Origin of the sequence: Mycobacterium sp. MYCO198283, assembly GCF_021213805.1 — a bacterium.
In the GTDB taxonomy this organism is placed as follows: Bacteria; Actinomycetota; Actinomycetes; order Mycobacteriales; family Mycobacteriaceae; genus Mycobacterium.
This window is the reverse complement of record NZ_JAJQJI010000010.1, coordinates 43,804-68,922: the sequence shown is the minus strand read 5'-3', so window position 1 is coordinate 68,922 and position 25,119 is coordinate 43,804. Positions and strand designations below refer to the sequence as shown.

Annotated in this window: 21 protein-coding genes; 15 read left to right on the top strand and 6 right to left on the bottom strand. The window is 70.8% G+C overall.

What is annotated here, in order from left to right:
- Positions 1 to 7 precede the first annotated feature (7 nt).
- The 3 genes from LV457_RS18120 to LV457_RS18110 are packed head-to-tail and all read right to left on the bottom strand — an operon-like array spanning position 8 to position 3,595.
- Positions 8 to 1,447, bottom strand: coding sequence for a wax ester/triacylglycerol synthase family O-acyltransferase (locus LV457_RS18120; protein WP_232172921.1), 1,440 nt, complete (start codon positions 1,445 to 1,447; stop codon positions 8 to 10).
- 28 nt (positions 1,448 to 1,475) lie between these two features.
- Positions 1,476 to 2,762: a hypothetical protein gene (locus LV457_RS18115; protein WP_374198890.1), complete on the bottom strand. Its 1,287-nt coding sequence runs from the start codon at positions 2,760 to 2,762 to the stop codon at positions 1,476 to 1,478.
- A complete protein-coding gene (locus tag LV457_RS18110) occupies positions 2,759 to 3,595 on the bottom strand; it encodes a mycofactocin-coupled SDR family oxidoreductase (RefSeq protein ID WP_232172918.1) in 837 nt (278 codons plus the stop codon). Before LV457_RS18110 ends, LV457_RS18115 begins: the two co-directional genes overlap by 4 nt.
- 304 nt (positions 3,596 to 3,899) lie before the next feature.
- Here LV457_RS18110 and LV457_RS18105 point away from each other — a divergent pair, with 304 nt between their 5' ends.
- Together LV457_RS18105 and LV457_RS18100 are read left to right on the top strand one after the other, a co-directional pair.
- Positions 3,900 to 5,219, top strand: a complete 1,320-nt coding sequence (locus LV457_RS18105) for an amidohydrolase family protein (protein ID WP_232172917.1) — start codon at positions 3,900 to 3,902, stop codon at positions 5,217 to 5,219.
- 31 nt (positions 5,220 to 5,250) lie between these two features.
- Positions 5,251 to 5,853 (top strand): TetR/AcrR family transcriptional regulator, encoded by a 603-nt coding sequence (locus LV457_RS18100; RefSeq protein WP_232172916.1) that lies wholly within the window; start codon positions 5,251 to 5,253, stop codon positions 5,851 to 5,853.
- 6 nt (positions 5,854 to 5,859) lie between these two features.
- Here the strand turns inward: LV457_RS18100 and LV457_RS18095 are convergent, their stop codons facing one another.
- From LV457_RS18095 to LV457_RS18085, 3 genes are read right to left on the bottom strand one after another with little or no spacing between them, the layout of a single operon-like run.
- A complete protein-coding gene (locus LV457_RS18095) occupies positions 5,860 to 7,548 on the bottom strand; it encodes a nitric oxide reductase activation protein NorD (RefSeq protein ID WP_232172915.1) in 1,689 nt (562 codons plus the stop codon).
- Positions 7,545 to 8,357 (bottom strand): CbbQ/NirQ/NorQ/GpvN family protein, encoded by an 813-nt coding sequence (locus LV457_RS18090; RefSeq protein WP_232172914.1) that lies wholly within the window; start codon positions 8,355 to 8,357, stop codon positions 7,545 to 7,547. The genes LV457_RS18095 and LV457_RS18090 overlap by 4 nt, the downstream gene beginning before the upstream one ends.
- Positions 8,354 to 9,523 (bottom strand): spirocyclase AveC family protein, encoded by a 1,170-nt coding sequence (locus tag LV457_RS18085; RefSeq protein WP_232172913.1) that lies wholly within the window; start codon positions 9,521 to 9,523, stop codon positions 8,354 to 8,356. Before LV457_RS18085 ends, LV457_RS18090 begins: the two co-directional genes overlap by 4 nt.
- Before the next feature lie 70 nt (positions 9,524 to 9,593).
- Between LV457_RS18085 and LV457_RS18080 the strand changes: the two genes are divergently transcribed.
- From LV457_RS18080 to LV457_RS18020, 13 genes are all read left to right on the top strand, one after another.
- Complete coding sequence (locus LV457_RS18080) at positions 9,594 to 10,199, top strand: TetR/AcrR family transcriptional regulator (protein WP_232172912.1); 606 nt, start codon at positions 9,594 to 9,596, stop codon at positions 10,197 to 10,199.
- Positions 10,200 to 10,490: 291 nt separating this feature from the next.
- The gene (locus LV457_RS18075) at positions 10,491 to 11,996 is read left to right on the top strand and encodes an aldehyde dehydrogenase family protein (protein ID WP_232172911.1); all 1,506 of its coding nucleotides are present in this window, start codon (positions 10,491 to 10,493) and stop codon (positions 11,994 to 11,996) included.
- The gene (locus LV457_RS18070; RefSeq protein WP_308192220.1) at positions 11,993 to 13,210 is read left to right on the top strand and encodes a CoA transferase; all 1,218 of its coding nucleotides are present in this window, start codon (positions 11,993 to 11,995) and stop codon (positions 13,208 to 13,210) included. Before LV457_RS18075 ends, LV457_RS18070 begins: the two co-directional genes overlap by 4 nt.
- Before the next feature lie 12 nt (positions 13,211 to 13,222).
- The gene (locus tag LV457_RS18065) at positions 13,223 to 14,407 is read left to right on the top strand and encodes a Zn-ribbon domain-containing OB-fold protein (protein ID WP_232172910.1); all 1,185 of its coding nucleotides are present in this window, start codon (positions 13,223 to 13,225) and stop codon (positions 14,405 to 14,407) included.
- A complete protein-coding gene (locus LV457_RS18060) occupies positions 14,404 to 15,570 on the top strand; it encodes a thiolase family protein (protein ID WP_232172909.1) in 1,167 nt (388 codons plus the stop codon). The genes LV457_RS18065 and LV457_RS18060 overlap by 4 nt, the downstream gene beginning before the upstream one ends.
- A complete protein-coding gene (locus LV457_RS18055) occupies positions 15,560 to 16,366 on the top strand; it encodes an ABC transporter permease (protein ID WP_232172908.1) in 807 nt (268 codons plus the stop codon). Before LV457_RS18060 ends, LV457_RS18055 begins: the two co-directional genes overlap by 11 nt.
- A gap of 10 nt (positions 16,367 to 16,376) precedes the next feature.
- Complete coding sequence (locus LV457_RS18050) at positions 16,377 to 17,234, top strand: ABC transporter permease (RefSeq protein ID WP_232172907.1); 858 nt, start codon at positions 16,377 to 16,379, stop codon at positions 17,232 to 17,234.
- 9 nt (positions 17,235 to 17,243) lie between these two features.
- Positions 17,244 to 18,500, top strand: coding sequence for an MCE family protein (locus tag LV457_RS18045; protein WP_232172905.1), 1,257 nt, complete (start codon positions 17,244 to 17,246; stop codon positions 18,498 to 18,500).
- Positions 18,497 to 19,519, top strand: a complete 1,023-nt coding sequence (locus tag LV457_RS18040) for an MCE family protein (protein ID WP_232172904.1) — start codon at positions 18,497 to 18,499, stop codon at positions 19,517 to 19,519. Before LV457_RS18045 ends, LV457_RS18040 begins: the two co-directional genes overlap by 4 nt.
- Complete coding sequence (locus LV457_RS18035; RefSeq protein ID WP_232172903.1) at positions 19,520 to 20,602, top strand: MCE family protein; 1,083 nt, start codon at positions 19,520 to 19,522, stop codon at positions 20,600 to 20,602.
- On the top strand, positions 20,602 to 21,978 hold the full coding sequence (locus LV457_RS18030) for an MCE family protein (protein WP_232172902.1): 1,377 nt from the start codon (positions 20,602 to 20,604) through the stop codon (positions 21,976 to 21,978). Before LV457_RS18035 ends, LV457_RS18030 begins: the two co-directional genes overlap by 1 nt.
- Complete coding sequence (locus tag LV457_RS18025) at positions 21,975 to 23,390, top strand: MCE family protein (RefSeq protein WP_232172901.1); 1,416 nt, start codon at positions 21,975 to 21,977, stop codon at positions 23,388 to 23,390. Before LV457_RS18030 ends, LV457_RS18025 begins: the two co-directional genes overlap by 4 nt.
- Positions 23,390 to 25,117: an MCE family protein gene (locus tag LV457_RS18020; protein WP_232172900.1), complete on the top strand. Its 1,728-nt coding sequence runs from the start codon at positions 23,390 to 23,392 to the stop codon at positions 25,115 to 25,117. The genes LV457_RS18025 and LV457_RS18020 overlap by 1 nt, the downstream gene beginning before the upstream one ends.
- Positions 25,118 to 25,119: the final 2 nt, after the last annotated feature.

Here is a 25,119-nt window from a genome sequence, read left to right as displayed (position 1 = left end):
CGCGTCCTCAGCCCGCCGACGCGGCCGGCATGGCGCTGGCGACCGCGGCCACGTCGCCCGGAAGGCCGACTGCGCGGCGGAGTTCGGCGAACGCGTGCACCATGGCGTCCGTGGCCTCATGCACGTCGTCGAAGGTCTGGTCGTCCGACAGCACCGAGATGTCGACCTGGTCGACGTAGCTCCACACCGTCATGTTGAACGCGCTGCCGGCGGACAGCACGCCGACGGAGTAGATCTCGGTGACCGGGGCGCCACCGATGTGGCCGCGCTCGCGGGGCCCCGGCACACTCGACACCGCGACGTTCATGATGCGGTTGTGGGCCGTGCGCTTGGCCTGCAGCCGGAACGCGGCGGGCGCCAGCGCGGTCGGAAGATACGACATCATGCGGCCCTGCAGGCTCGGGCCGATCAGGTCGTTGGCCTCCTTGGCCCGCCTGGTGGCCTCCGACGTCAACCGGACCCGCTCGGCCGGATCGTCGATGTGCACGGGCAGTGACACCGCCAGCCCGCTGATCTCGTTGCCGGTCACCCGGTCGGGCGAGCGGTCGGTGGCCACCGGCACCGACGCCAGGAGCGGCCGGTCCGCGCGGCCGTCGTAGCGCAACAACAGTTCCCGCAGCCCGCCGGCCGCCATCGCCAGCACGATGTCGTTGAACGTGGCGCCGTGCGCGCGGGCGGTCTCCTTGACCTCCGCGAGCGACAGGGACGCCGTCGCGAAGGTCCGCCGCGGCGACACCACATGGTTGAGAAACGTGGGCGGCGTGCGGAACAGCTTCGCCTGGTCGGTCTCCGGGACGCGGGCGGGACGTTCACGGGCATACCGGCGCAATCGGCGGACGCCGCGGGCGGCGTCGGCGATCAGCCCGGGCATCTCCAGCAGCTGGCGCACGTGGTCGCGGGCCGCGCCGGCGATCAGGTTGACCGACGACGGGTTCTCACATGTCGGGTACTCGTCGCGCTCGTCGGGCGCGCCGGCGAGATCCATCAGCCGGGCCAAGAGGTTCGCCGACGCGACGCCGTCGGCCAGCGTGTGGTGCACCTTGCCGACCAGCGCGAACCGGTTGCCGGTCAACCCTTCTGCGAACGAGAACTCCCACAGCGGCCGGCTGCGGTCCAGCGGCGTGCTGGCGATCTCACCGATCAGCTCGTCGAGTTCGCGCCGCCCGCCGGGCGCGGGCACGGTGACCCGCCGCAGGTGGTAGTCGAGGTCGACGTCGCAGTTCTCCAGCCACATGGGGTGGTGCAGCTTGAAGGGGATGTCGACCAGCCGGTAGCGCAGCGGGTCGAGCATGTGCAGCCGCCGGGCGATGGTGCGACGGAACACCTCGAACGTGAACTCGCCGTCGAAGTCGGTGGCGTCGACGATCGCGACCTTGAGCGTGTGCGTGTGCAGGTTCGGCGTCTCGCTGTAGAGCAACATCGCGTCCATGCCGTTGAGTCGCCTCATCGCCCACTCCCGTCTGCCCGACCCCGGTCTATCGAACCACCGGGACGGCGTTTCGTGCGGCGATGTCGAGGATGTCGTGGCGGTGCAGCAGATTGCAGACGTTCACCAGCATCTGCAACCGCACCCGGACGGTCTCGTCGTCGCGGATGCGCGGATCGTCGCGCCCGGTGACGGTCGCCGGTACCCGGTGGCGCACCAGCGCGGGTACGTCGAGCAGCCAGGTGATCCCCATGACCGCGCCGTAGAGCAGCGCGTGGTCGCGCAGCGTCGGCACCGGCAGCCGCGCGCCGCCGGCCCGGGCCACGGTGTCGGCCAGCAGCGTCAGCAGCTCGTCGAGGTGGTGATCCCACACGTCGGTCTCGGCGCTGCACAGCGATCCCCACACCGCCATCGCGAGGTTGAGCCGGCTCACCGAACCCCAGTCCAGCAGGCCGCAGCGCAGGGTGCCGGTGGCGTCGCGCCAGAACCAGGCGTTGTCGACGTTGGCGTTCCAGTGGCACAGCGCGATCAGCTCGGGCCGGCTCGCCAGCACGCGCCAGATGTCGCCGGCGCGGGCCGCGAGGGCGGGCACCTGGGCGGCGAGCCGAGCGGTGAAGGCGGGGCTCGCCAGGCCCGCCGGCAGCAGCGCGGGGTAGTCCGCCGCGAACGCGGCGAAGCGCTCGAGCCGGCGGTGCAGCCGCTCCGGTGTCAGCGCCGGCGGCACCCCGACCGATCCGGGGTCCACCCGCACCGGGAAGTCGGCCGGTGACGCGGCCAGCCGGCCGGCCTGGTCGGCGCCGGCGAGCGCGCCCAGCGCGGTGAACAGCGCGCGGTAGTGGGCGATCGGATCGGCCAGCTCGTAGTCTCGGCACTTGGCGTGCTGCGGCTCGATCCCGTTGCGGCCGAACGCGATTCGCTCGGTGATCAGGATCCCGGTGCCGGTGGCGTGGTGGTAGTCGGCGAACAGGGGACGCGGCACGGCGATCGGCAGCGATCCGTCGCGGCACAGCAGCGCGAACCGCACTTCCGGCGCCATTTGGGCTCGGCCGTGGTCGCGGGCCGGATCGCTGAAGTCGCGCGAGAACTTGACGAACAGCTCGCGTGGCGGCTCGGCGTCGGCCGCGCGGTACCGCACGTCGAGCAGCAGCTTGCGGCCGGTGCTGCCGCCCTGGCACTCCTGCAGCCGGGTGATCTGCTCGACGGCGTCGCCGGCGGCCAGGGCGCCCCACCGGCGGAACGCCGACGTCAGGAACGCCGCCCCGCCCTCGCGCAGCGCAGCGCCGTGCGCCGGGAACCTCGTCGCCGTGAGATCCCCGGTCGCCCAGTCGAGCGTTATTTCAGGCAGCTGCCACCGTCGACGGGCAGCGTGACGCCGGTGATGAACCGGGCTTCGTCGGACGCCAGGAACAGCACCGCGTTGGCGATGTCCTCGGGCTCCACCCAGCCGATGGGCAGCGTGTGCATGAACTCGCCGACCACCTTGATGTCCTCGGGGCCCGGGTTCTCCAGGTCGGGGCGGAACATCTTCATGGTCGGCTCGTTCATGAACAGCGGCGTGTTCACGTTCGTCGGGTGCACCGAGTTGACCCGGATGTTCTTGGCGCCCAGTTCGACCGCGAAGGTGCGCATCAGCCCCACGACACCGTGCTTGGCGGCGACGTAGTGGCCGGTGTGCGGGTAGGCCTTCAGCCCGCCGACCGAGCTGGTGAGGATGATCGAGCCGCCGCGCTCGCCCGCGAGGATGTGCGGGACACCGGCTTTGACGGTCTTCCACACGCCCGTCAGGTTGACCGCGATCATGTCGTCCCAGTCGGGCTCACCGGTCTTGTCCAGCGTCTCGCCGCCGTTGCCGATGCCGGCGTTGGCGACGATGATGTCGAGCCGGCCGAACTCCTCGACGCCGGCGTCGACGGCCTGCTTCAGCGCGTCGAAGTCGCGGACGTCGACCTCGGCGGTGTAGATGCGGCCCCCGGCGTTCTTCACCAGGTCGGCGGTCTCGGCCAGGTCCTCGGGGGAGGACAGCGGGATCTTCACCGTGTCGATCTGCTTGCAGATGTCGACGGCGATGATGTCGGCGCCCTCTTCGGCGAGCCGCACCGCGTGGGCCCGGCCCTGTCCGCGGGCGGCGCCCGTGATGAATGCGACCTTGCCCTCTACCCGACCTGCCATGACCTACCTCGTTCTTCCGTGGGCTGCGATCAACCGTGGCCGCGGACGCGGCGGCCACACCGCCCGCGACCGGGACACTCGACGTCGAACATGTCACCTAAGCGCGTAAGTGTCAACGATCGTTCTTCGCTGGCGAGAACTGAGTTCTCGGGCAACGGCGCTGGATCGGAGGGGCGCGCCGGCTCCGGGTGGTGACCCCCGACGGTGGCTCGCGACGTTGATTCTCATCTTGTGAGAAGATAGTTTTCAGCTGTGAGCGGTGTCACTCGCCGTCGCCGGTGACCGTCCGAAGGGAGCAGGTGTCGTGGACTACAACGACATGATCTTGATCAGCGTGGATGACCACATCATCGAGCCGCCGGACATGTTCAGAAATCATCTGCCGGAGAAGTATCGGGATGAGGCGCCGCGGCTGGTGCACAACCCGGACGGGTCGGACACCTGGCAGTTCCGGGACACGGTGATCCCGAACGTGGCGCTCAACGCGGTGGCGGGGCGGCCGAAAGAGGAGTACGGGCTGGAGCCCCAAGGGCTCGACGAGATCCGCAAGGGCTGTTATGACCCGAACGAGCGGGTGAAGGACATGAACGCCGGCGGGGTGTTGGCGACGATGAACTTCCCGTCGTTCCCGGGGTTCGCGGCGCGGCTGTTCGCCACCGAGGACCCGGAGTTCTCGCTGGCGTTGGTGCGGGCCTACAACGACTGGCACATCGACGAGTGGTGCGGCAGCAATCCGGGCCGGTTCATCCCGATGGCGATACCGGTGATCTGGGACGCCGAGCTGTGCGCGGCGGAGGTGCGCCGCGTCAGCGACAAGGGCGTGCACTCGCTGACGTTCACCGAGAACCCGGCCGCGATGGGCTATCCGAGCTTCCACGACCTGGACTACTGGCGGCCGCTGTGGGAGGCGCTGGTGGACACCGAGACGGTGCTCAACGTGCACATCGGGTCGTCGGGGCGGTTGGCGATCACCGCGCCGGACGCGCCGATGGACGTGATGATCACGCTGCAGCCGATGAACATCGTGCAAGCGGCGGCGGACCTGTTGTGGTCGGCGCCGATCAAGGCCTACCCGGACCTCAAGATCGCGCTCAGTGAGGGCGGGACGGGGTGGATCCCGTACTTCCTGGACCGGGTGGACCGCACCTTCGACATGCACTCGACGTGGACGCACCAGGACTTCGGCGGCAAAAAGCCCAGCGAGGTGTTCCGGGAGCACTTCTTGACCTGTTTCATCTCCGATCCGGTCGGGGTGAAGAACCGCCACGCGATCGGCGTCGACAACATCTGCTGGGAGATGGACTACCCGCACAGCGATTCGATGTGGCCCGGCGCCCCGGAGGAATTGGGCGCGGTGTTCGACACCTACCAGGTGCCCGACGACGAGATCAACAAGATCACCCACGAGAACGCGATGCGCTGGTACCACTTCGACCCGTTCGCCCACATCCCCAAAGACCAGGCCCGCGTCGGCGCGCTGCGCAAGGCCGCCGAAGGCCACGACGTCACCATCCGCGCGCTGTCGGCCCACAAGGAACGCGGCGGCAGCAGCTTCGCCGACTTCCAGGCCAACGCCCAGGCGATCACCGGCAACCGCGACACCGCCGGCGCCGGCCAGCAGTAGCGGAGGGCGAGAAATCGGGTCGGGGGGTCCGGTGACGGCGGCGCGCCCGTATGCGGCGTTGCTGGCCAAGGGGGAGGACCGCAAGCAGCGCATCCTCGAAGCGGCGCAGCGGCAGCTGAGCCAGCACGGTTGGCGGAACACGACGCTCGCGCAGATAGCGCGGGAGGCCGGCGTCAGCCCCGCCGGTCTGCTGCACCACTTCGAGTCCAAGGAGCAGTTGCTGCACGCGGTCCTCGACGCCCGCGACGCCGCCGACGCGGCCAGCGCCGGCCGCAGCGGCGATCTGCTCACCGAGATCGAGCGGGTGGCCGAGCGCATCGCAAAGGCGCCGGACCTGGGCGGCACCTTCACGGTGCTGCTGGTGGAGAACATCACGCCCGACGCGCCGCTGCACGACCGCTACGCGCAGCGGTACCGGGCGGCCGTCGGGATCGTGGCCAAGGCGATCGAGCACCACCAGCGGCAGGGCCGGTTCCGGTCCGACGTCGACCCGTGCGTCAAGGCCGTGGAGATCCTCGCGTTCATCAACGGTGTCGAAACCACCTGGCTGCTCGACCGCACCCTGCCGCTGCGGGCGGTGTTCGGGGCCTACACGGCCGCGCTGCGGCGCGACCTCGCGCCCGACCCGGCCTGACCGCCGTCAGCGGGCCGCGCCGGCAGGTGCCGCCAGCTCGCGCAGCGCGGCGACGAACAGCTGGTCCATCCGCGGACTGAGGTGGGCGAGGGTGGCGGCGCGGGCGTAGCCCACCGAGCCGAAGACCCGTTGCAGCGCATCGCTTCGGGTCGCGGCGCCGATGGTCAGACACAGGCAGGCGACCCCGTCGGCGCGCAGTTCCGCAAGCGCCCGGCGGGAATCCGCTTCGGCGTAACGGCCCTCGTATCCGGCGTCGTAGGGCACGCCGTCGGAGAGAACCAGCAGCAGTCGGTGCGTGGTGCCCGCGTCGCGCTTGAGGATCTCCCCGGCGCCCCGGATCGCGGCGCCGAGCCGGGTGTAGCCCGACGGCGTCAGCCGGTGCAGGCGGGCGCGGGCGCGCGCGGTGAACCGCTGCTCGAACGTCTTGATCGCGGGCAGGTGGACGGCCTCGCGCCCCTGCGACCGGAACGCGTACACCGCGACGCGGTCGCCGAGCTCCTCCAGGGTGGCCGCCAGGACGCCCGCCGCCCGCCGCTGGTGCTCGTGCACGGCGAGGCCGTCGACGTCGGAATCGCTGGCGGAGCCGGAGGCGTCGAGCAGGACGAGCACGCCCAGGTTCCGGGCGGCCGGGCGCCGCTCGAGGTAGACGTGCTCCGGTGGCGAGTATCCGGAGCGCAGGTCGACGAACAGGCCGGTCAGTGCTTCGATGTCGAGCTCGTCACCGTCGGCGCGGGCGCGGAACACCCGGGGACCCACACCCACCCGCGCCAGCCGCGCACGCAGGACGTCGTCGCGTACGACGTCGGCCGCGGCGACGTCGGCGTCGGTGCGCAGCGGGAAGTCGATCACGCGGCACCACTGCTCCCGGTAGCGATCGGCGAAGACATCCCACTCCGGGTACCGCGCACCGCCGATGCCCACCGTCGCGCCGGGGCGGTCGTCGGCGAAGCGGATCCGCACCGGGGCCGGGCGGGCGTCGGGCCCGCAGTGACCGGACCGCGCCGCCGAGCGGACGCGCATGTCGGCGCCGGCCGCGCCGTCGCCGGGTGACCGCGAACTGCCGAACATCTTGCGCAGCGCGTCCGCCAATCCCTGCGACAGTGCGACGGGGCTCTCGAACAGCTTGAGGATCCGGCTGTCCCCGGACGGCTGGTCGTCCTGGTCGCCGTCCTCGCCATCGTCGAGCGGGTCGTCTCCGCGAAGCTCAAATTGCAGATCCGCTTCCGTGGCCGGGCCGCCGGGACCGGGCGGTGCCGAGATCAGCCGCGACGGCGTGATGACGCCGAACCAATCCGGCGGATCGGCCACCCGGGTGCGGCCGCGGGCGACGCGCAGCGACTCCTCGGCGCCGGCGGTCGGCGCGTCGCCCGGGCTCAGCGCCGCGGCGAGCGGGACGCGGGGCGCCAACGCGGCCAGCACGCGGTGGCCCTCGAGGGCCAGGTAGCGGCGCGCCACCGACGGACGGCCGCGCATCGCCGCCACCCGCGCCGGGTCGAGGCTGCCCGCGCCCAGCAGCGCGGCGTGCAGCAGCACCTCGCGCCGCTGCCGCTCCGGCGTCGCGCCGGCGGAGACGAACACGACGCGGCCGTCGGTGTGGGCGGCGCCGGGGCTCTCGGCGACGGCGAGCGCCCGGCCCGCGAGGTGCGTCGCGAGCAGCCGCAGGTGCTGCGGCGGTTCGGGGTGCGCCGCCGTCACGGCGGGGGGAGCAGCGCGTCGACCAGTTCGCCGAGCGCCCGGACGACGTCGGCGTCGTCGGAGAGCACCCGCACCACCGCCGATTCGACGGCGTCGCGCACCCCGAGCCCACCGGCGACCAGCTGGCCGGCGAGGATCAGCATGCGGGTCGACGACACCTCCCGCAGCGGTGCGCCGTCCAGGGTGCGGATGGCGTGGCCGATCCGCACCAGCGTGCGCGCCGTCGCGCGGTCGACCGCCGCTTCGTGCGCGACGATCTCGGCCTCGGCCTCCGGCGGCGGGAAGCCGAGCTCGACGGCGACGAACCGCTGACGGGTCGATTCCTTCAGGCTCTTCAGCACGCTCTGGTAGCCCGGGTTGTAGGAGACCACGAGCTGGAAGCCCGCCGCCGCACGCAGGGTGGTGCCGAGCCGGTCCACGGGAAGCTCGCGGCGGTGGTCGGCGAGCGGGTGGATCACCACCGTCGTGTCCTGGCGGGCCTCCACCACCTCGTCGAGGTAGAAGATGGCGCCCTCGCGGACCGCCCGGGTCAGCGGGCCGTCCACCCAGACCGTCTCGCCGCCCCGGAGCAGGAACCGGCCCACCAGGTCGGCCGACGTCATGTCCTCGTGGCCGGCGACGGTGATCAGCTGCCGACCCAGCGCGTGCGCCATCGCCTCGACGAAGCGGGTCTTCCCGCAGCCGGTGGGGCCTTTGAGCAGCACCGGCAGACCGGTTCGGGCCGCCGCCCGAAACACCTCCACCTCGTTGCCGACCGCCCGGTAGAACGGCGCGGCGGTGGCAGGGGGAGCATGGCTGTTCACCGTCAACGCGTCGGCCGCTCGAACGGGACGGTGGTGGGAAGTTCGGCTCCTTCCGGCAGGACGAGCCGGCCGTCGGTGTCGATGTATCCCGAGTGCCTGGTGGGGGTCGGCAGGTATGGGTGGGGGCAGGGCTTGTCGGTGCCGTCGCCGCAGATGCCGCCGTTGAAGTACGACCGCTTCAGGTGGTCCTCGGGCCAGGGGTCGGCGTGCATGCCGAGCCAGGTCGCGGGGATGTTGTAGAAGACGAAGAAGCAGGCGCTGACGGCGCCGTAGATCGCCAGGAAGCGCACGAACTGCTGCCGGACGGCGCCGCCGCGGATGGCGTCGAGCCCGCGTTCGACGACGGTGCGGCCCCGGTCGTCGGTGAAGAAGCGCAGGCAGCACAGCGCCGCCTGGACGCCGCCCCACATCAGCCCCTCGTACACCGGCCACTGGTAGTAGGTGCCGGCGTTGAAGGACAGGGAGCGGATGGCGCCGGGATAGGTGTAGAGGCCCGTCGGCAACATCACGAGCGCTTCCATCACGAAGTCGAAGACGAACGCGAGCGCGTAGGTCACCAGGATCAGCCGGACGTTGCTGATTCCGGGCCAGCGCGTCTTGATCCTGCGCATGATCCAGCAGCCGACGATGGTGATCAGCAGGACGCCGTACAGGTAGCCGGGCAGGTTGGTCAGCAGCGGCTCGGGCACCTGCCGGCCGGGCTCGTCGGGCGACACCCAGCCGGGGATCTCCGACGACCACGACCCGCGGTTGAACAACCAGGCGTTGTAGGTGCACCAGGTGCTGTAGTAGTTCAGGAACGGGTCCTGGAAGAACATCAGGCCCATCGAGATCATGAGCATGCCGTCGAGCGTGATCCGCCGCTCCCGGACCCAGGGCCGGACGAGGAAGAACCACAACGCCACCGGCAGCCCGATCCACAGCACCACCGCGTTCGCGATCAACGGGATCTTCATGTACATCGGCGGTTCGCTCGGGCCGGCCGGCACGCGCTCGAAGTAAGGGCCGGTGACCCAGCGGGTCCACACGTAGAGCGTCAGGACCAGCACGATCGCGCCGATGACGGCCCAGACCCGGGTGGCGGTTCCAGGCGAGCGCTGCGGCTCCCTGCCCAGTTCGGCGGTGCTGCCCAGCCGCTCGGTGATGACCGGATTCCTCGGCGTGTCGCTCATGGGCGCGAATATACTCTTCGGTATCTACGTATCCAATGGGTATCTGAGATGCTGTGGCAGAATTTTGCGCGTGGCGGAGCGCTGGACCCGCGAGCGACGCCTGGCGCACACCCGCTCGCTGCTGTTGGACGCCGCGGAGGACGTGTTCGCGGAAAAGGGTTTCACCGCAGCCACTCTCGACGACATCGCGCACGCCGCCGGCTACACCAAGGGCGCGATCTACAAGCACTTCGCCGCCAAGGACGAACTCTTCCTGGCGGTCAGTGACCGGTACTGGCGCCGCTACTTCGACAACTTCGCCGACGTGATGTCCTCGGCCCGCCGGATCGGATCGGCCGAGCTGGACGAGATCGCGGCCCGGTGGCGTCAGTTGAGCCTCGACCGCGGCGCCGAGCACGCCGCGCTGGGGCTCGAGTTCGCGCTCTACCTGCTGCGCAATCCCGAGGCCCGCGACCGGGTCGCCGCCAAGCGGTCGGAAGTCGTCGACGCGCTGGCGGCGTTCATCGTCGAGGGGATCGACCGGATGGGGGCCTCGCTGCGCATCCCGGCGCGAACCTTCGCCCAGGCGCTGGTGGCCACCAGCGACTCCGTCGTGCTGGGCAGCCAGCTCGACGACGTGGACCTCTACCGGCCGGTGGTCGAGATGTACACCTCCGTGATCGCGCTGCCCGACTGACGCCCCGGCGCCGTCGGCGACGTGACAAAAAGGGCTTTGGTTGTCAACGTGTGAGACGGTGCGAGCCGCGGTGTCTCAAGTGCGGTGAAATTGTCCTACCGCCGAAGGAGAGTAGTACTCTCGCGCTGCACCATGGGAGTTGCTGACATCGCGTTCGCCCTCGCTGCGACGTCTTTCACCGATCCGGCCGCCGCGTATGGCGGCAGCGGGATAAGGCTCCGGAGCCGACGCCGGTGAATGTATGATTCGCCACAAATGAGAATGACGTTTCCAGACCGAGGAGGCAGCCCGATGACCACTGAGGCCACCGTGCCGGTGACCGGCGCCGCGCCCGGGACGACGGACAGCGGCGACGTCGCACATCGGCTGCTCATCGGCGGCGAGCTCCGGACCGCCGCCGCCCGCTTCCCGTCGGTCAACCCCGCCACGGGCGAGATCATCGGCTACGCGCCCGACGCCACCGTCGAGGACGCGCAGGCGGCCGTCGCCGCGGCGCGCCGGGCCTTCGACACCTCCGCCTGGTCCACCGACGTCGAGCTGCGCATCCGCTGCCTCGAGCAGTTCCACCAGGCCCTGCTCGATCACCACGACGAGCTGGCCGACCTCACCATCGCCGAGGTCGGCGCCACGCGCGCCTTGATCGCCGGGGCGCAGCTCGACGGGCCGATCGAGATCGTGCGGTACTACGCCGACCTGCTCAAGAGCTATCCGATGACCGAGGACCTCGGCAACATCGAGAGCCGCGGCATGCAGCACCACCGCTGGGTGGAGAAGGAGCCCGCCGGCGTCGTCGCCGCGATCGTCGCCTACAACTACCCGAACCAGCTGGCGCTGGCGAAGCTGGCGCCGGCGCTCGCCGCCGGCTGCACCGTCGTGCTCAAGGGAGCGCCCGATACCCCGCTGGTCACCCTGGCCATCGGCGAGCTCATCGCCAACCACACCGACATCCCCGCCGGCGTCGTCAACGTGCTCTCGGGCGTCGACCCGGAGGTCGGCGCGGTCCTCACCACCAGCCCGGACGTCGACATGGTGACCTTCACCGGGTCCACCCCGACCGGCCGGCGGATCATGGCCGCCGCCAGCGACACCCTCAAGAAGGTGTTCCTCGAACTCGGCGGCAAGTCCGCGGCCATCGTGCTCGACGACGCCGACGTCAACATGGCCGCGGTGTTCGCGTCGTTCTCGATGGTCACCCACGCCGGCCAGGGCTGCGCGCTGACCTCGCGGCTGCTGGTCCCGCGCTCCCGCCACGACGAGATCGTCGAGCTGGTGAAGACCAACTTCGGATACGTGCGCTACGGCGACCCGTCCGACCCGCAGACGTACATGGGTCCGCTGATCAGCGAGAAGCAGCGCGACAAGGTCGACGGCATGGTGAAGCGGGCCGTCGAAGCCGGCGCCACCCTCGTCACCGGCGGCGAGAAGAAGGACCCCGGGTTCTTCTACACCCCGACGCTGCTGACCAACGTCGACCCCGACAGCGAGATCGCGCAGGAGGAGGTGTTCGGCCCGGTGCTGGTGGTCATCGCCTACGACGACGACGACGACGCCGTGCGGATCGCCAACAACTCGATCTACGGGCTCTCCGGGGCGGTGTTCGGCAGCCAGGAGCGGGCGCTGGCACTCGCGCGCCGCATCCGCACCGGCACGTTCTCGATCAACGGCGGCAACTACTTCGCCCCGGACACGCCGTTCGGCGGCTACAAGCAGTCCGGCATCGGCCGCGAGATGGGCACCGCGGGTCTCGAGGAGTTCCTGGAGACCAAGACCTTCGCCATGCCGGTGGCCGCACCGTGACGGCGGGAGGGCCGCCGTTGGCGGGCATCCGCGTCCTCGAGGTCGCGATGTACGGGTTCGTGCCGTCGGCCGGGGCGGTGCTCGCCGAGTGGGGCGCCGACGTTGTCAAGGTGGAGCACGCCGTCACCGGTGACCCGCAGCGCGGGCTGCGCCAGACCGGGTCGCTGCGCGTCGAGGGCGACCCGAACCCCAACATCGAGCACGCCAACCGGGGCAAGCGCAGCATCGGCCTGGACATGTCGGTGCCGCAGGGGCGCGAGGTGATCCACGAACTGGCCCGCCGCGCCGACGTCTTCCTCACCAGCTTCCTGCCCGGTCACCGGCAGCGCTTCGGCATCGACGTCGACGACATCCGCGCCGTCAACCCGAACATCGTCTACGCCCGGGGCAGCGCGCTCGGACCCCGCGGCATCGAGGCCGAGAAGGGCGGCTACGACATGACCGCGTTCTGGTGCCGCGCCGGCACCGCCGCCACGATCACCCCGCCGAGCACCCCGGGCATGATCGGCCCGCCGGGACCGGCGTTCGGCGACACCATCTCGGGCACCAACCTGGCCGGCGGCATCGCCGCGGCGCTGCTCAAACGGGAACGCACGGGGGAGCCGTCGGTGGTCGACGTGTCGCTGCTGGGCAGCGGCCTGTGGGCGATGGGCCACACCATCGCGCTGACCACCCATCTGCAGCAGCGGCTGGTGGCGCCCGAACCCGGCGTGCACGGGTCGCCGATCAACCCGCTGGTGGGCCTGTATGCCACCGCCGACGGCCGCTACATCTCGTTCGTGATGATGCAGCCGACGAAGTTCTGGGCCGACGTGTGCAAACACATGGACCTCGGCGAGCTCGCCGACGACCCGCGGTTCTCCACGCCCGAGTCCTTCGCCGAGCACACCCCGGCCGCCGTGGAGATCCTCAGCGAGGCGATGGCCAAGCGGCCGCTGACCGAGTGGAGTGAGCGGTTCGCCACGCTGGCCGGACCGTGGGCGCCGGTGCAGGACACGCTGCAGGCCGCCGCGGACGCGCAGGTGCGGGCGAACGAGTACCTGGTGCAGGCCGGCGAACTGGAGCTGGTGGCCAACCCGGTGCAGTTCGACGTCAATGCGCCCGAAACCGGACCGGCGCCCGACTTCGCCGCGCAGACTGACGAAATCCTGCTGGAACTGGGCCTGGATTGGGATCGCATCATCGAGCTGAAAACCGCCGGCGCGGTCACCTAGGCGAGCCGACCCATGCCCTACGTGACCGCCATCGGCACCTACCTGCCGTGCTGGGGATCCCCGCATCACCGCCTCCCCGGTGACGACGAGGACGCCGTCACGCTGGCCGTGGCGGCCGGTCGCGCCGCCATCGCGGGCACCGTGGCCGGCGGCGTCGAGCGGGTCGTGCTGGTCACCCGGGACTCACCGCTCGTCGAGGGCAGCAACGCGGCGGTGCTGCTGGCCGGGCTGGGGCTGGATCCGGAGCTGGAGGTCGACGAGCGCCTGGGCGGCGCGCCGGCCACGCTCGACGCGCTGAGCTCGGCGCGGGCGCGCACGCTGATCATCGGCGTCGACCTCGACCCGGCCGGGGCGGCGGCCGTCGTCACCGGCGAGCAGGGCCTGGCCGTGCGGACCGCGGCCCGCATCGCCCGCAGCCTGCCGGTGCGCACCCGCAGCGCGGTGGGGGTGGTCCACGACTACGGCGATCCGCGGCTGCTGCACGAGCGTGGCCTGGTCGCCTCGCTGGAGGCCGCGTGGCTGGACACCCCCGTGCTGGTCGCGGGCGTCGACCACGCCCGCGCCGCCGACTTGTGCGCCGGCGACCCCGCACCGCTGCCGACCGTCGGCGCGAGCTCCGGGCTCTTCGGGCTGGCGCAGCTGGCCGAGGCGCACCTCACCGGTCCGCTGGTCGCCGTCGAGCAGGCGAGTCTCTCCGGCATCACCGTCGCCAACGGCAAGGCCGAGGTGACCCGCCTGGAGCCGGCGGCCCGCGGCCTGCCGGCGGGCACCATGCGCGACGGCGCCGACCTCAAGATGTCGCTCGCCGCCTACGAGCGGGCGTTCGAGGCGAAGGTGCGCTGGGAGGCGGGCCGCCACCGCGACAGCGAGACCCTCGACTTCCCGCCCCGCTTCCGGGTGGACGCCGACTGCACGCTGGCCACCGACTACGAGCTGGTGCCGCTGCCCCGCACCGGCACGGTCTACACCGAGGCGACGGTGCACATGCCCGTGCCCGGCCTGCGCACGCCGTACACGCTGGTGATCGTCGAACTCGACGGCGTCGACGTGCGTGCGCTGGTGCGCGTCACCGGCACGCCCGCCGGCTCGGTGGCCATCGGTGACCGCGGCCGGGTGGTGCTGCGGCGGGTGGCCGTCCGTTCCGGCGTGCCCGACTACGGCTATGCGTTTCTGCCGGAGACCCAGGTGGCGGCGTGAGGAATGTCGCGGTCGTCGGCGCCGGCATGACGCCGTTCGCCGAGCACTTCGCGCTCGGGATCAAAGACCTGCTGCCGATCGCGTTTGCCGAGGCCGCCGCCAGCGTCGACAAGGGCCTGGCGACCGCCGACCTGGACGCCGCGTGGTTCGGCGCGATGGGCACCACCGACGGCTTCCCGTCCGGGGTGCTCGCCGACACCCTCGGGCTGCCCGACCTGCCCGTCACGCGGGTCGAGAACTCCTGCGCCACCGGCAACGACGCGATCCGCAACGCGCTGTACGGCATCGCCGCCGGTGCGGCGGACGTCGCGCTGGTGATCGGCGCCGACAAGCTGCGCGAGGTGCCGTCCAAGGACATGATGTGGGGCTGGGAGACGCTGACCCGCGACATGGCCTGGGACTACCCGCTCGGGCTGGTGGCGCCGGCCGGTTTCGCGCTGCACGTCAAGCGCTACCTGCACGAGTCGCCCGCGACGCGCGAACACCTGGCGATGGTGGCGGTGAAGAACCACCGCCACGCCGTCGCCAACCCGCGGGCGCGGCTGCGCTTCGAGATCACCGTGGAGCAGGCGCTCGCCGCGCCCGTCGTCGTCGACCCGTTCGGCCTCTACGACTGCGCGCCGCAGAGCGACGGCGCCGCGGCGCTCATCCTGGCGGCCGAGGACGTCGTCGACCGGTTCACCGACCGCCCGGTGTGGATCCGCGGGGTCGGGCTGGGCCTGGACTCGGTGATGTACCCGCACAAGCCGGACATGACGACGTTCCCGGCGAGCGTGCGCGCCGCCAAGCGGGCGTTCGGGATGGCCGGCCTGACGCCGCGCGACGTCGACGTCGCCGAGGTGCACGACTACTTCACCGGCATCGAGCTGATCAGCTACGAGGATCTGGGATTCGCCGAGCGGTTCGGCGCCTACAAGCTCGTCGAGACCGACGCCACCGCGGTCGGCGGCACGCTGCCGGTGAACCCCAGCGGCGGGCTGAAGTGCAAGGGCCACCCGCCGGGCGCCACCGGCGTCGCCCAGTGCGTCGAGCTCTTCGAGCAACTACGCGGCACCGCGGTCAACCAGGTTGACGGCGCCCGCATCGGGCTGGCCCACAACATCGGCGGACCCACGGCGGTCTCGGCGGTCACGATCTTGGAAGGACCTGGCCATGGCTGCTAGAGGCGCAGAGCGCTGGAGCCCGGGCATCTCGCTCGGACGGGGGTCCGCGCCCATGCAGGCGGTCGGCGGGCTCTTCGCGATGGGGTTGGACGCGGTGAAGTTCTGGTTCACCCGGCCGTTCTTCTTCCGCGAGTTCCTCGAGCAGTCGTGGTTCGTCGCGCGGGTGTCCATGGCGCCGACGGTGCTCGTCGCGATCCCGTTCACCGTGCTGGTGAGCTTCACGCTCAACATCTTGTTGCGCGAGCTGGGGGCGGCGGACCTGTCGGGCGCCGGTGCGGCGTTCGGCGCGGTGACGCAGGTCGGGCCGCTGGTGACGGTGCTGATCGTGGCCGGGGCGGGCGCCACCGCGATGTGCGCCGACCTCGGTTCGCGCACCATCCGCGAGGAGATCGAGGCCATGGAGGTGCTGGGCATCAACCCGGTGCAGCGGCTGGTCGCGCCGCGCATCCTGGCGGCCGGCCTGGTGGCGCTGCTGCTCAACAGCCTGGTGGTGATCATCGGCATCCTCGGCGGCTACCTGTTCTCGATCTTCGTCCAGGACGTCAACCCGGGCGCGTTCGCCGCGGGCATCACGCTGCTCACCGGCGTGCCGGAGGTGATCATCTCCTGCGTCAAGGCGGCGCTGTTCGGGCTGATCGCCGGGCTGGTCGCCTGCTACCGCGGGCTGTCGATCACCGGCGGCGGCGCGAAAGCAGTGGGCAACGCGGTCAACGAGACGGTGGTGTACGCCTTCATGGCGCTGTTCGTGGTCAACGTGGTCGTCACGGCCATCGGCATCCGGATGACGGCGGGCTAGGGGAGCGGCCATGGGAACGATGACGACGCTGCGGTCGACCTACCCGAGGTTCTTCAAGAACCTCGGCCGGCCCGTCGGGACGATGAGCCGGCTCGGCGACCACACGCTGTTCTACGGCCGGGCGATCGGCGCCGCGCCGTTCGCGGCGGTGCACTACCGCAAGGAGGTCATCCGGCTGATCGCCGAGATCTCGATGGGCGCGGGCACGCTGGCGATGATCGGTGGCACGGTCGTGATCGTCGGCTTCCTGACGCTCGCCACCGGCGGCACGCTGGCGGTGCAGGGCTACTCCTCGCTGGGCGACATCGGTATCGAGGCGCTGACGGGCTTCCTGGCGGCGTTCATCAACGTGCGCATCGCGGCGCCGGTGGTCGCGGGCATCGGGCTGGCGGCCACCTTCGGAGCGGGCGTCACCGCGCAGCTGGGCGCGATGCGGATCAACGAGGAGATCGACGCGCTGGAGACCATGGCGATCCGGCCGGTGTCCTACCTGGTGAGCACCCGCATCATCGCCGGGATGATCGCCATCGTGCCGCTGTACTCGATCGCGGTGATCCTGTCCTTCTTGGCCAGCCAGTTCACCACGGTGATGCTGTTCGGCCAGTCCGGTGGGCTCTACGACCACTACTTCGACACGTTCCTCAACCCGATCGACCTGCTGTGGTCCTTCCTGCAGGCGATCTGCATCGCGCTGGCGATCCTGCTGATCCACACCTACTTCGGCTACTTCGCCACCGGCGGGCCGTCGGGGGTCGGCGTCGCGGTCGGCAACGCCGTGCGCACCTCGCTCATCGTCGTGGTGTCGGTGACCCTCTTGGTGTCGCTGTCCATCTACGGCTCCAACGGCAACTTCAACCTCTCGGGCTAAGGAGGTGACATGACAGCAAGCGTTCCCCCCGGCGGAGTGCCGACGGCGCGGCACCAGGCCGTAAAGGGCACCCGCAAGGAGACACCGGGCTGGGTGCGGCCCGCGACCGGGCTGGCGACGGTCGGCATCATCCTCGCGATCTTCGCGGTGGCGGTGCTGCTGTTCCGCGGCGACTTCACCCGCACCGTGCCGGTCACCGTCATGTCGGACCGCGCGGGTCTGGTCATGAACCCCGACGCGAAGGTGAAGATGCGCGGCGTGCAGGTGGGCTTCGTCGAGTCCATCACCAGCACCCCGGACGGGAAGGCGAAGCTGACGCTGGCCATGAACCCCGACCAGCTCAAGCTGATCCCGGCGAACGTGCTCGTCAACATCGCGTCCACCACGGTGTTCGGGGCGAAGTTCGTGCAGCTGGTGCCGCCCGCGAAGCCGGCCACCGACGCGCTGCACCCCGGCGCGGTGCTGGACTCCGGCCACGTCACCGTCGAGATCAACACGGTGTTCGAGCAGCTGACCCAGGTGCTCGGCAGCATCGAGCCGCAGAAGCTCAACGAGACCCTCGGCGCGATCGCCCAAGCCTTCAACGGCCGGGGCGAGAAGCTCGGCGACGCGCTCGTCGACTTCGACCGCTACCTGGCCACCATCGAACCCAGCCTGCCGAACCTGTCGCGCGACCTGGAGCTGGCCCCGCAGGTGCTCGGCGCCTACGCCGACGCCGCACCCGACCTGATGACCACGGCGCGCAGCGCCACGCAGGTCAGCCAGACGTTCGTCGACGAACAGCAGAACCTGGACGCGCTGCTGGTCAGCGCCACCGGGCTGGCCGACGTCGGCAACCCGCTGCTCACCGACGTCCGCGAGCCGCTGTCGACGACGCTGCGCCAGCTCGGGCCGACCGCCCAGACGCTCAACAAGTACAACCAGGCGCTGTGGTGCGGCCTGTCGGGCATGTACCCGCTGGCCACCGGCCCGGACCTGCCCGACCCCGGGGTCGCGGTGAACGTGAGCTTCGTGCTCGGCATCGAGCGGTACCGCTATCCGGGCAACCTGCCGAAGGTCAACGCCAGCGGCGGCCCGCAGTGCACCGACCTGCCCCGCGTGCCGTTCGGCAAGCGCACGCCGTACCTCGTGATGGACAACGGCGCCAACGCCTACGAGTACGGCAACCAGGGCTGGCTCATCAACTCCGAAGGGCTGAAGAACTTGCTGTACGGTCCGCTCGACGGCCCGCCCCGTAACACCGCGCAGGTCGGACAACCCGGATGAGGCGTAACGCGACGGCCATCAAGTTCGGCATCTTCGGGCTGGTGATGGTGGTGTTCACCGCCTTCCTCTTCATGATCTTCGGCGAGTACCGCGGCGGCTCGACGGAGTCGTACTCGGCGCTGTTCACCGACGCCTCCCGGCTCAAGACCGGCGATTCGGTCCGCGTCGCGGGCATCCGCGTCGGCACGGTGCAGGGGGTGTCGCTGCAGGAGGACCATTCGGTCCGCGTGGAGTTCGACGCGGACAAGTCGGTGGTGCTGACCACCGGGACCAAGGCGGCGGTGCGCTACCTGAACCTGGTGGGCGACCGCTATCTGGAGCTGATCGACGGCCCGGGCTCGACGCGCAAACTCCCCGCCGAGGCGCAGATCCCCAAGGAGCGCACCGAGCCCGCGCTCGACCTCGACCTGCTGCTGGGCGGGCTCAAGCCGGTGATCCGCGGGCTGAACCCGCGCGACGTCAACGCGCTGACCGCGTCGTTGCTGCAGGTGCTGCAGGGCCAGAGCGGGACGCTGCAGTCGCTGCTGTCCAACACGTCGTCGTTCTCCACCACGCTGGCCGACAACAACCAGGTCATCCAGCAGGTGATCGACAACCTCAACACCACGCTGCAGACGCTCGGCGACCAGGGCCAGCAGTTCTCCGGCGCCATCCAACGGCTCGATCAGCTCGTCAGCGGGCTGGCCGCCGACCGGGATCCCATCGGCGCCGCCATCACCTCGCTGGACAACGGCACCGCGTCGCTGGCGGACCTGCTGACCGACGCGCGGCCGCCGCTGGCCGGCACGGTCGACGAGCTGAATCGGCTCGCGCCGCTGCTCGACCGCGACGAGGAGCGCATCGGCGCCGCACTGCAAAAGGCGCCCACGAACTACAAGAAGCTGCAACGCCTGGGCGCCTACGGCAGCTGGATCATGTACTACATCTGCGGCCTGAAGGTCCGCGTCACCGACCTGCAGGGCCGGACCGCGGTGTTCCCCGAGATCAGGCAGGACACGGGAAGGTGCGCGGAGCCCTAAATGCTCAAATACCGCGGAAGAGAACTGGTCAAGGCGGGATTCATCGGCACGGTGCTGATCATCCTGCTCATCGCCGTCGGGCTGCAGCCGGAACGGATCCAGTCGTGGGCCACCACGGTCCGGTACTCGGCGCTGTTCGCCGAAGCAGGCGGCCTGGTGGCCGGCAACGACGTCACGTTGTCAGGCATCAAGGTCGGGTCGGTGCAGGACATCACGCTCAAGCAGGGCGAGGCGCTCGTCGTCTTCACCGCCAAGGGCAATGTGCCGCTGGGGTCGCAGACCACCGCCCACGTCCGGACGGGATCGTTGCTCGGGGAGCGGGTGCTGGTCCTGGAGTCCGACGGCGACGGCACGATGCGGCCCAACACCACGATCCCGTCGACGCGGACCTCGTCGCCGTACTCGCTGACCGATTTCGTCGGCGAGCTGACCACCAACACCCGCGACACCGACACCGCCCAGCTCAACCAGTCGCTGGACACGCTGTCGGAGACGCTCGACCAGATCGCGCCGCAGCTCGGGCCGACGTTCGACGGGCTGACCCGGCTGTCGGAGGCGCTCAACAGCCGTGACGAGACGCTGGCGCGGCTGCTGAAGAACGCCGGGGACGTGACGAAGATCCTCAGCGACCGCAGCATGGCGGTGAACTCCCTGATCCTCAACGCCAACGATCTGCTCGAGGTGCTCAACGACCGGCGCCAGGCGATCGTGAGCCTGCTGGCCAACACGTCGGCGGTGTCCCGGCAGCTGACCGGGCTGGTAGCCGACAACGAGGCCGAGCTCGCGCCGACGCTGCAGCGGCTCAACAACGTCAACAAGATGCTCGAGGACAACCGCGACAACATCGCCGCGGCCCTCAAGGGCCTGACGAAGTTCGCGGTGACGCAGGGCGAGACCGTCGCCAACGGCGCCTACTACAACGCCTACGTGCCGAACCTGCAGCCCGCGCAGATCCTGCAGCCGTTCCTCGACTTCGCGTTCGGGTTCCGCCGCGGCACCAACGCCGGCCAGCCGCCTGACACGGCCGGCCCGCGCGCCGAGCTGCCGTTCCCGTACAACGCCATCCCCGGAGGTTCGCGCTGATGTCCCGCACTCGGCTCGTCGCGATCACCGCCGTGGCCCTGGTGGTGCTGCTGGCCGCCGGCGCGGTGTTCGTCGTCCGCCAGCACTTCTTCGGCCCGAAGACCATCACCGCGTACTTCACCACCACCACCGCCATCTATCCGGGCGACGAGGTGCGGGTCTCCGGCGTCAAGGTCGGGAAGGTCGAGTCCATCGAGCCGGTCGGCACCGAGTCGAAGATGGTGCTCAAGGTCGACCACGACGTCCCGGTCCCGGCGGACGCCCGCGCGGTGATCGTCTCGCAGAACCTCGTCGCGGCGCGGTACGTGCAGCTGGCGCCCGCCTACCGCAGCAGCGGCCCGACGATGCCCGACGGCGCGGTCATCACCTCCGACCGCACCGCGGTGCCGGTCGAGTGGGACGAGGTCAAGGATCAGCTGATGCGGCTGGCCACCGACCTCGGCCCGAAGAGCGGTGTCGACGGCACCTCGGTGTCGCGGTTCATCGACAGCGCCGCCGACGCGATGGACGGCAACGGCGACAAGCTGCGTTCGACGCTGGCGCAGCTGTCGGGCGCCGCGCGCATCCTCGCCGAGGGCAGCGGCGACATCGTGAACGTCATCAAGAACCTGCAGGTCTTCGTCAGCGCGCTGCGCGGTTCGGGCCAGCAGATCATGCAGTTCAACGACCGGCTCGCGACGCTGACGAGCGTCGTCAACGGCAGCCGCGACGATCTGGACGCCGCGCTGACCGACCTGTCGGTGGCACTCGGCGAGGTGCAGCGATTCGTCGCCGGCAGCCGCGACGCCACCGTCGAACAGGTCCGCGGCCTGTCCCAGGTGACGCAGACGCTGGCCGACAACAAGATCTCCGTCGAGAACCTGCTGCACGTCGCGCCCAACGCGTTCGCCAACGCCTACAACATCTACAACCCGGACACCGGCGACCCGGTGGGCGCGTTCGTGCTCAACACCTTCGAGAACCCGGTGCAGTTCATCTGCGGGGCGATCGGGGCCATCGAGAACGCCACCGGCCCCGAGACGGCGAAGCTGTGTGCCGACTACCTGGGGCCGGCGGCGCGGTTCCTGTCGCTCAACCAGCTGCCCATCCCGATCAACCCGATCCTGGCCAAGCAGGCCAGCCCCGACAACCTCATCTACAGCGAGGACCGGCTGCGGGAGGGCAATCCCAAACCGCCGCCGGACATCCCGTACATCCCGCCGGACTTCTCGGCGTACTCGGGCATCCCCGGCTTCCCGATCCCGCCGTCGTCGCCGCCGCCGGGCGGGCCGGCCGTCATCCCGGCGGACCAGGCCGATTTCGGACCGCCCCTGGGCACGCCGCTGCCCGCGGAGGTCGGCGGTGCGGCGCCGGCCGAAGGGACTCCGACGCCATGACCGCTCACCGATATGCGCGCGGCTTCGGTGCGCTGGGCTGCTGCGCGGCCCTGACGGTGTCGGGCTGCGGCTTCCAGGGCGTCAACTCGCTGCCGCTGCCGGGTGTGAAGGGCCGCGGCGCGAACGCGGCGCTGTACCACGTGGAGATCGAGAACGTCGCCACGCTGGAGTCGAACTCGCCGGTGCTGATCAACGACGTCGTGGTGGGCAGCGTCGGCAAGATGACCGTCGACAACTGGCACGCCGACGTCGAGGCCTGGGTGAACCCGGATGTCGTCGTCCCGGCCAACGTGGTCGCCAAGGTGGGGCAGACCAGCCTGCTCGGGTCGATGCACCTGTCGCTCGACACCCCGCTGGGCCAGGAGCCGCAGGGCCGGCTGCAATCGGGCGCCACCATCGGCCTGAACAAGGCGTCGACGTACCCGACGACCGAGCAGACGCTGTCGTCGCTGTCGGTCGTGGTCAACGGCGGCGGGCTGGGGCAGCTCGGCGACATCGTCTCCAGCTTCAACGCCACCCTCGGCGGCCGGGAACCGCAGATCCGCGACCTGCTCTCGCGGCTCGACCGGTTCATCGGCACGCTGAGCGCCCAACGCGACAACCTGGTGGCGACCATCGAGAACCTCAACCGGTTCTCCGGCACGCTCGCCGCCCAGCGCGACGTCATCACCGAGGCGCTGCGCAAGATCCCGCCGGCGCTGGAGGTGCTCAACCGGGAGCGGCCGCGGCTGACCACCGCGCTGACGAAGCTGGGGGAGTTCAGCGACACCGCCAGCGCCGTGGTCACCGAGTCCAAGGACGACCTGGTGAACGACCTGCGCAACCTGACGCCGGCGATCAAGGCGCTGGCCGACGTGGGCCCCGACCTGGACGTCATCCTGGCGTACGCGCTGTTCTTCCCCTACACCCAGACGTTCATCGACCGCGGCATCCGCGGCGACTACTACAACCTGTTCGCCGACATCGACCTGACGATCCCGCGCCTGAAGCGGGCGTTGTTCCTCGGCACCCGGTTCGGGCAGGAGGGCGCCGCGCTCACCCCGGCGCCGGGCGATCCGCAGTACCTGAACTACACCTACGACCCGCTGATGGCGGGCATCACGCAGGGCACGACGCCGCTGCCCGCCGCGGGCGGCAGCGCGCCGCCCGCGTCGGCGCCGGCGAACCTCTCGGCCGGGCAGGCGCCGCCGCCCGCCCAGCCGCAGATCGAGGCGCTGGTGCCGCCGGGGCTGCGGCTCGTCCCGGCCGACCTGCCGCCGGGCGTGAACCCGCCGATCACCGGTGTGCCGCAGCTGGCGGCCGCACCGGATCCGGCGGCGCCGCCACCGCCGGTGCCGCAGCTGGGCGGGCCGGCAGCGCCGGACGTCGTGACGGTTCCCCTCATTCCGCCAGCACCCGGAAGTGACGGCTGATGCTCACACGGTTTGTCCGCACGCAGCTCATCATCTTCACCATCGCGTCGGTGGTCGGCGTCCTGGTGATGGTGTTCAACTACCTGCAGGCGCCCACGCTGCTGGGGGTCGGGCGCATCACGGTGAAGCTGGAACTGCCCGCCAGCGGCGGGCTCTATAAGTTCAGCAACGTCACCTACCGCGGGGTGCAGCTGGGCAAGGTCACCTCGGTCGACCTGACCCGCGACGGCGCGGTGGCGACGCTGTCGTTGGACACCTCGCCGAAGGTGCCCCGCAACTTGCGGGCGGACGTGCGCAGCGTGTCCGCGGTCGGTGAGCAGTACGTCGACCTGCGTCCGCTCACCGACGACGGCCCGTACCTGGAGGAGGGTTCGGTGATCCCGGCCAGCGCGGCCAGCATCCCGCAGGAGGTCGGGCCGGTGCTCGACCAGGTGAGCAAGCTGGTGCAGAGCCTGCCCAAGGAGCAGCTGAGCAACCTGCTCGACGAGACGTACAAAGGCTTCAACGGCGCAGGCTACGACTTCGGGTCGCTGCTCGACTCGACGTCCACGCTGACCGCAGACCTCGGCGGCGTCGCGGACCAGACCCGGTCGGTCATCGACGACTCGGGCACCCTGCTCGACGCGAACGCCCAGACCGTCAACTCGATCCGCGAGTGGGCGGCCGGGCTGGCCGGCGTGACCTCGCAGCTGGAGACGAACGACCCGCAGGTGCGCACCATCCTGCAGACCGGTCCGGGAAGCCTCAACGAGGCCACCACGCTGCTCGACCAGGTGAAGCCGACGCTGCCGGTGCTGCTGGCCAACCTGACGACGCTCACCGAGATCACGATGACCTACGACAAGAGCATCGAGCAGTTGCTGGTGGTGCTGCCGCCGTACGTCGCGTCGACGCAGAGCTACGGCACCGTGGCGAACCAGCCGATGGGGCAGCCGATCGGCGAGTTCGCGATCACCGTCGGTGACCCGCCGCCGTGCACCGTCGGCTTCCTGCCGCCGTCGTCGTGGCGCAACCCCGCCGACACCACGGTGATCGACACCCCCGACGGCATCTACTGCAAGCTGCCGCAGGATTCCCCGATCAACGTGCGCGGTGCCCGCAACTATCCGTGCATGCGGTACCCCGGCAAGCGGGCGCCGACCGTGGAACTGTGCAACGACCCGCAGGGCTTCCAGCCGCTGGGACAGCGCCAGCACGTCGCCGGCCCGCACGTGATCGACCCGAACCTGGTGGCCCAGGGCGTGCCGCCCGACGACCGGTACAACTTCAACCAGAACATCTACGGACCGGTCGAGGGGACGCCGCTGCCGCCGGGTGCGGTGCCGGCGGGCACGCCGCCGGCGGGTGCCCCCGGGTTCACCCCGGATCTGCCGCCGGGCACGCCGGGCAGTGCCACGGTGCCGCCGCCGTCGGTGCCCGCCGCGCCGGGGCCGGTGTACCCGCCGCCACCGCCGCCGGGCGGTCCGCTGCCCGCCGCGCCGCCCGCGCCGCTGCAGCCGCTGCCGTCGCCCGCGGTGGGGCCGCCGGCCGAGGCGCCGGTGCCTGCGGCCGCCGCGGGTGCGCCGGCCGACGGCGCCGGGTCCTACGCCGCGACCGGCCCGTCGGTGGCGGTCACGCACTACAACCCGCGCACCGGCGAGTACCAGGCCCCGGACGGGCAGCTGTACTCCAACCCCGACCTGGTCTCCCCGCGGGCGACGACGTGGCAGGAGATGCTGCCGAGGTGACC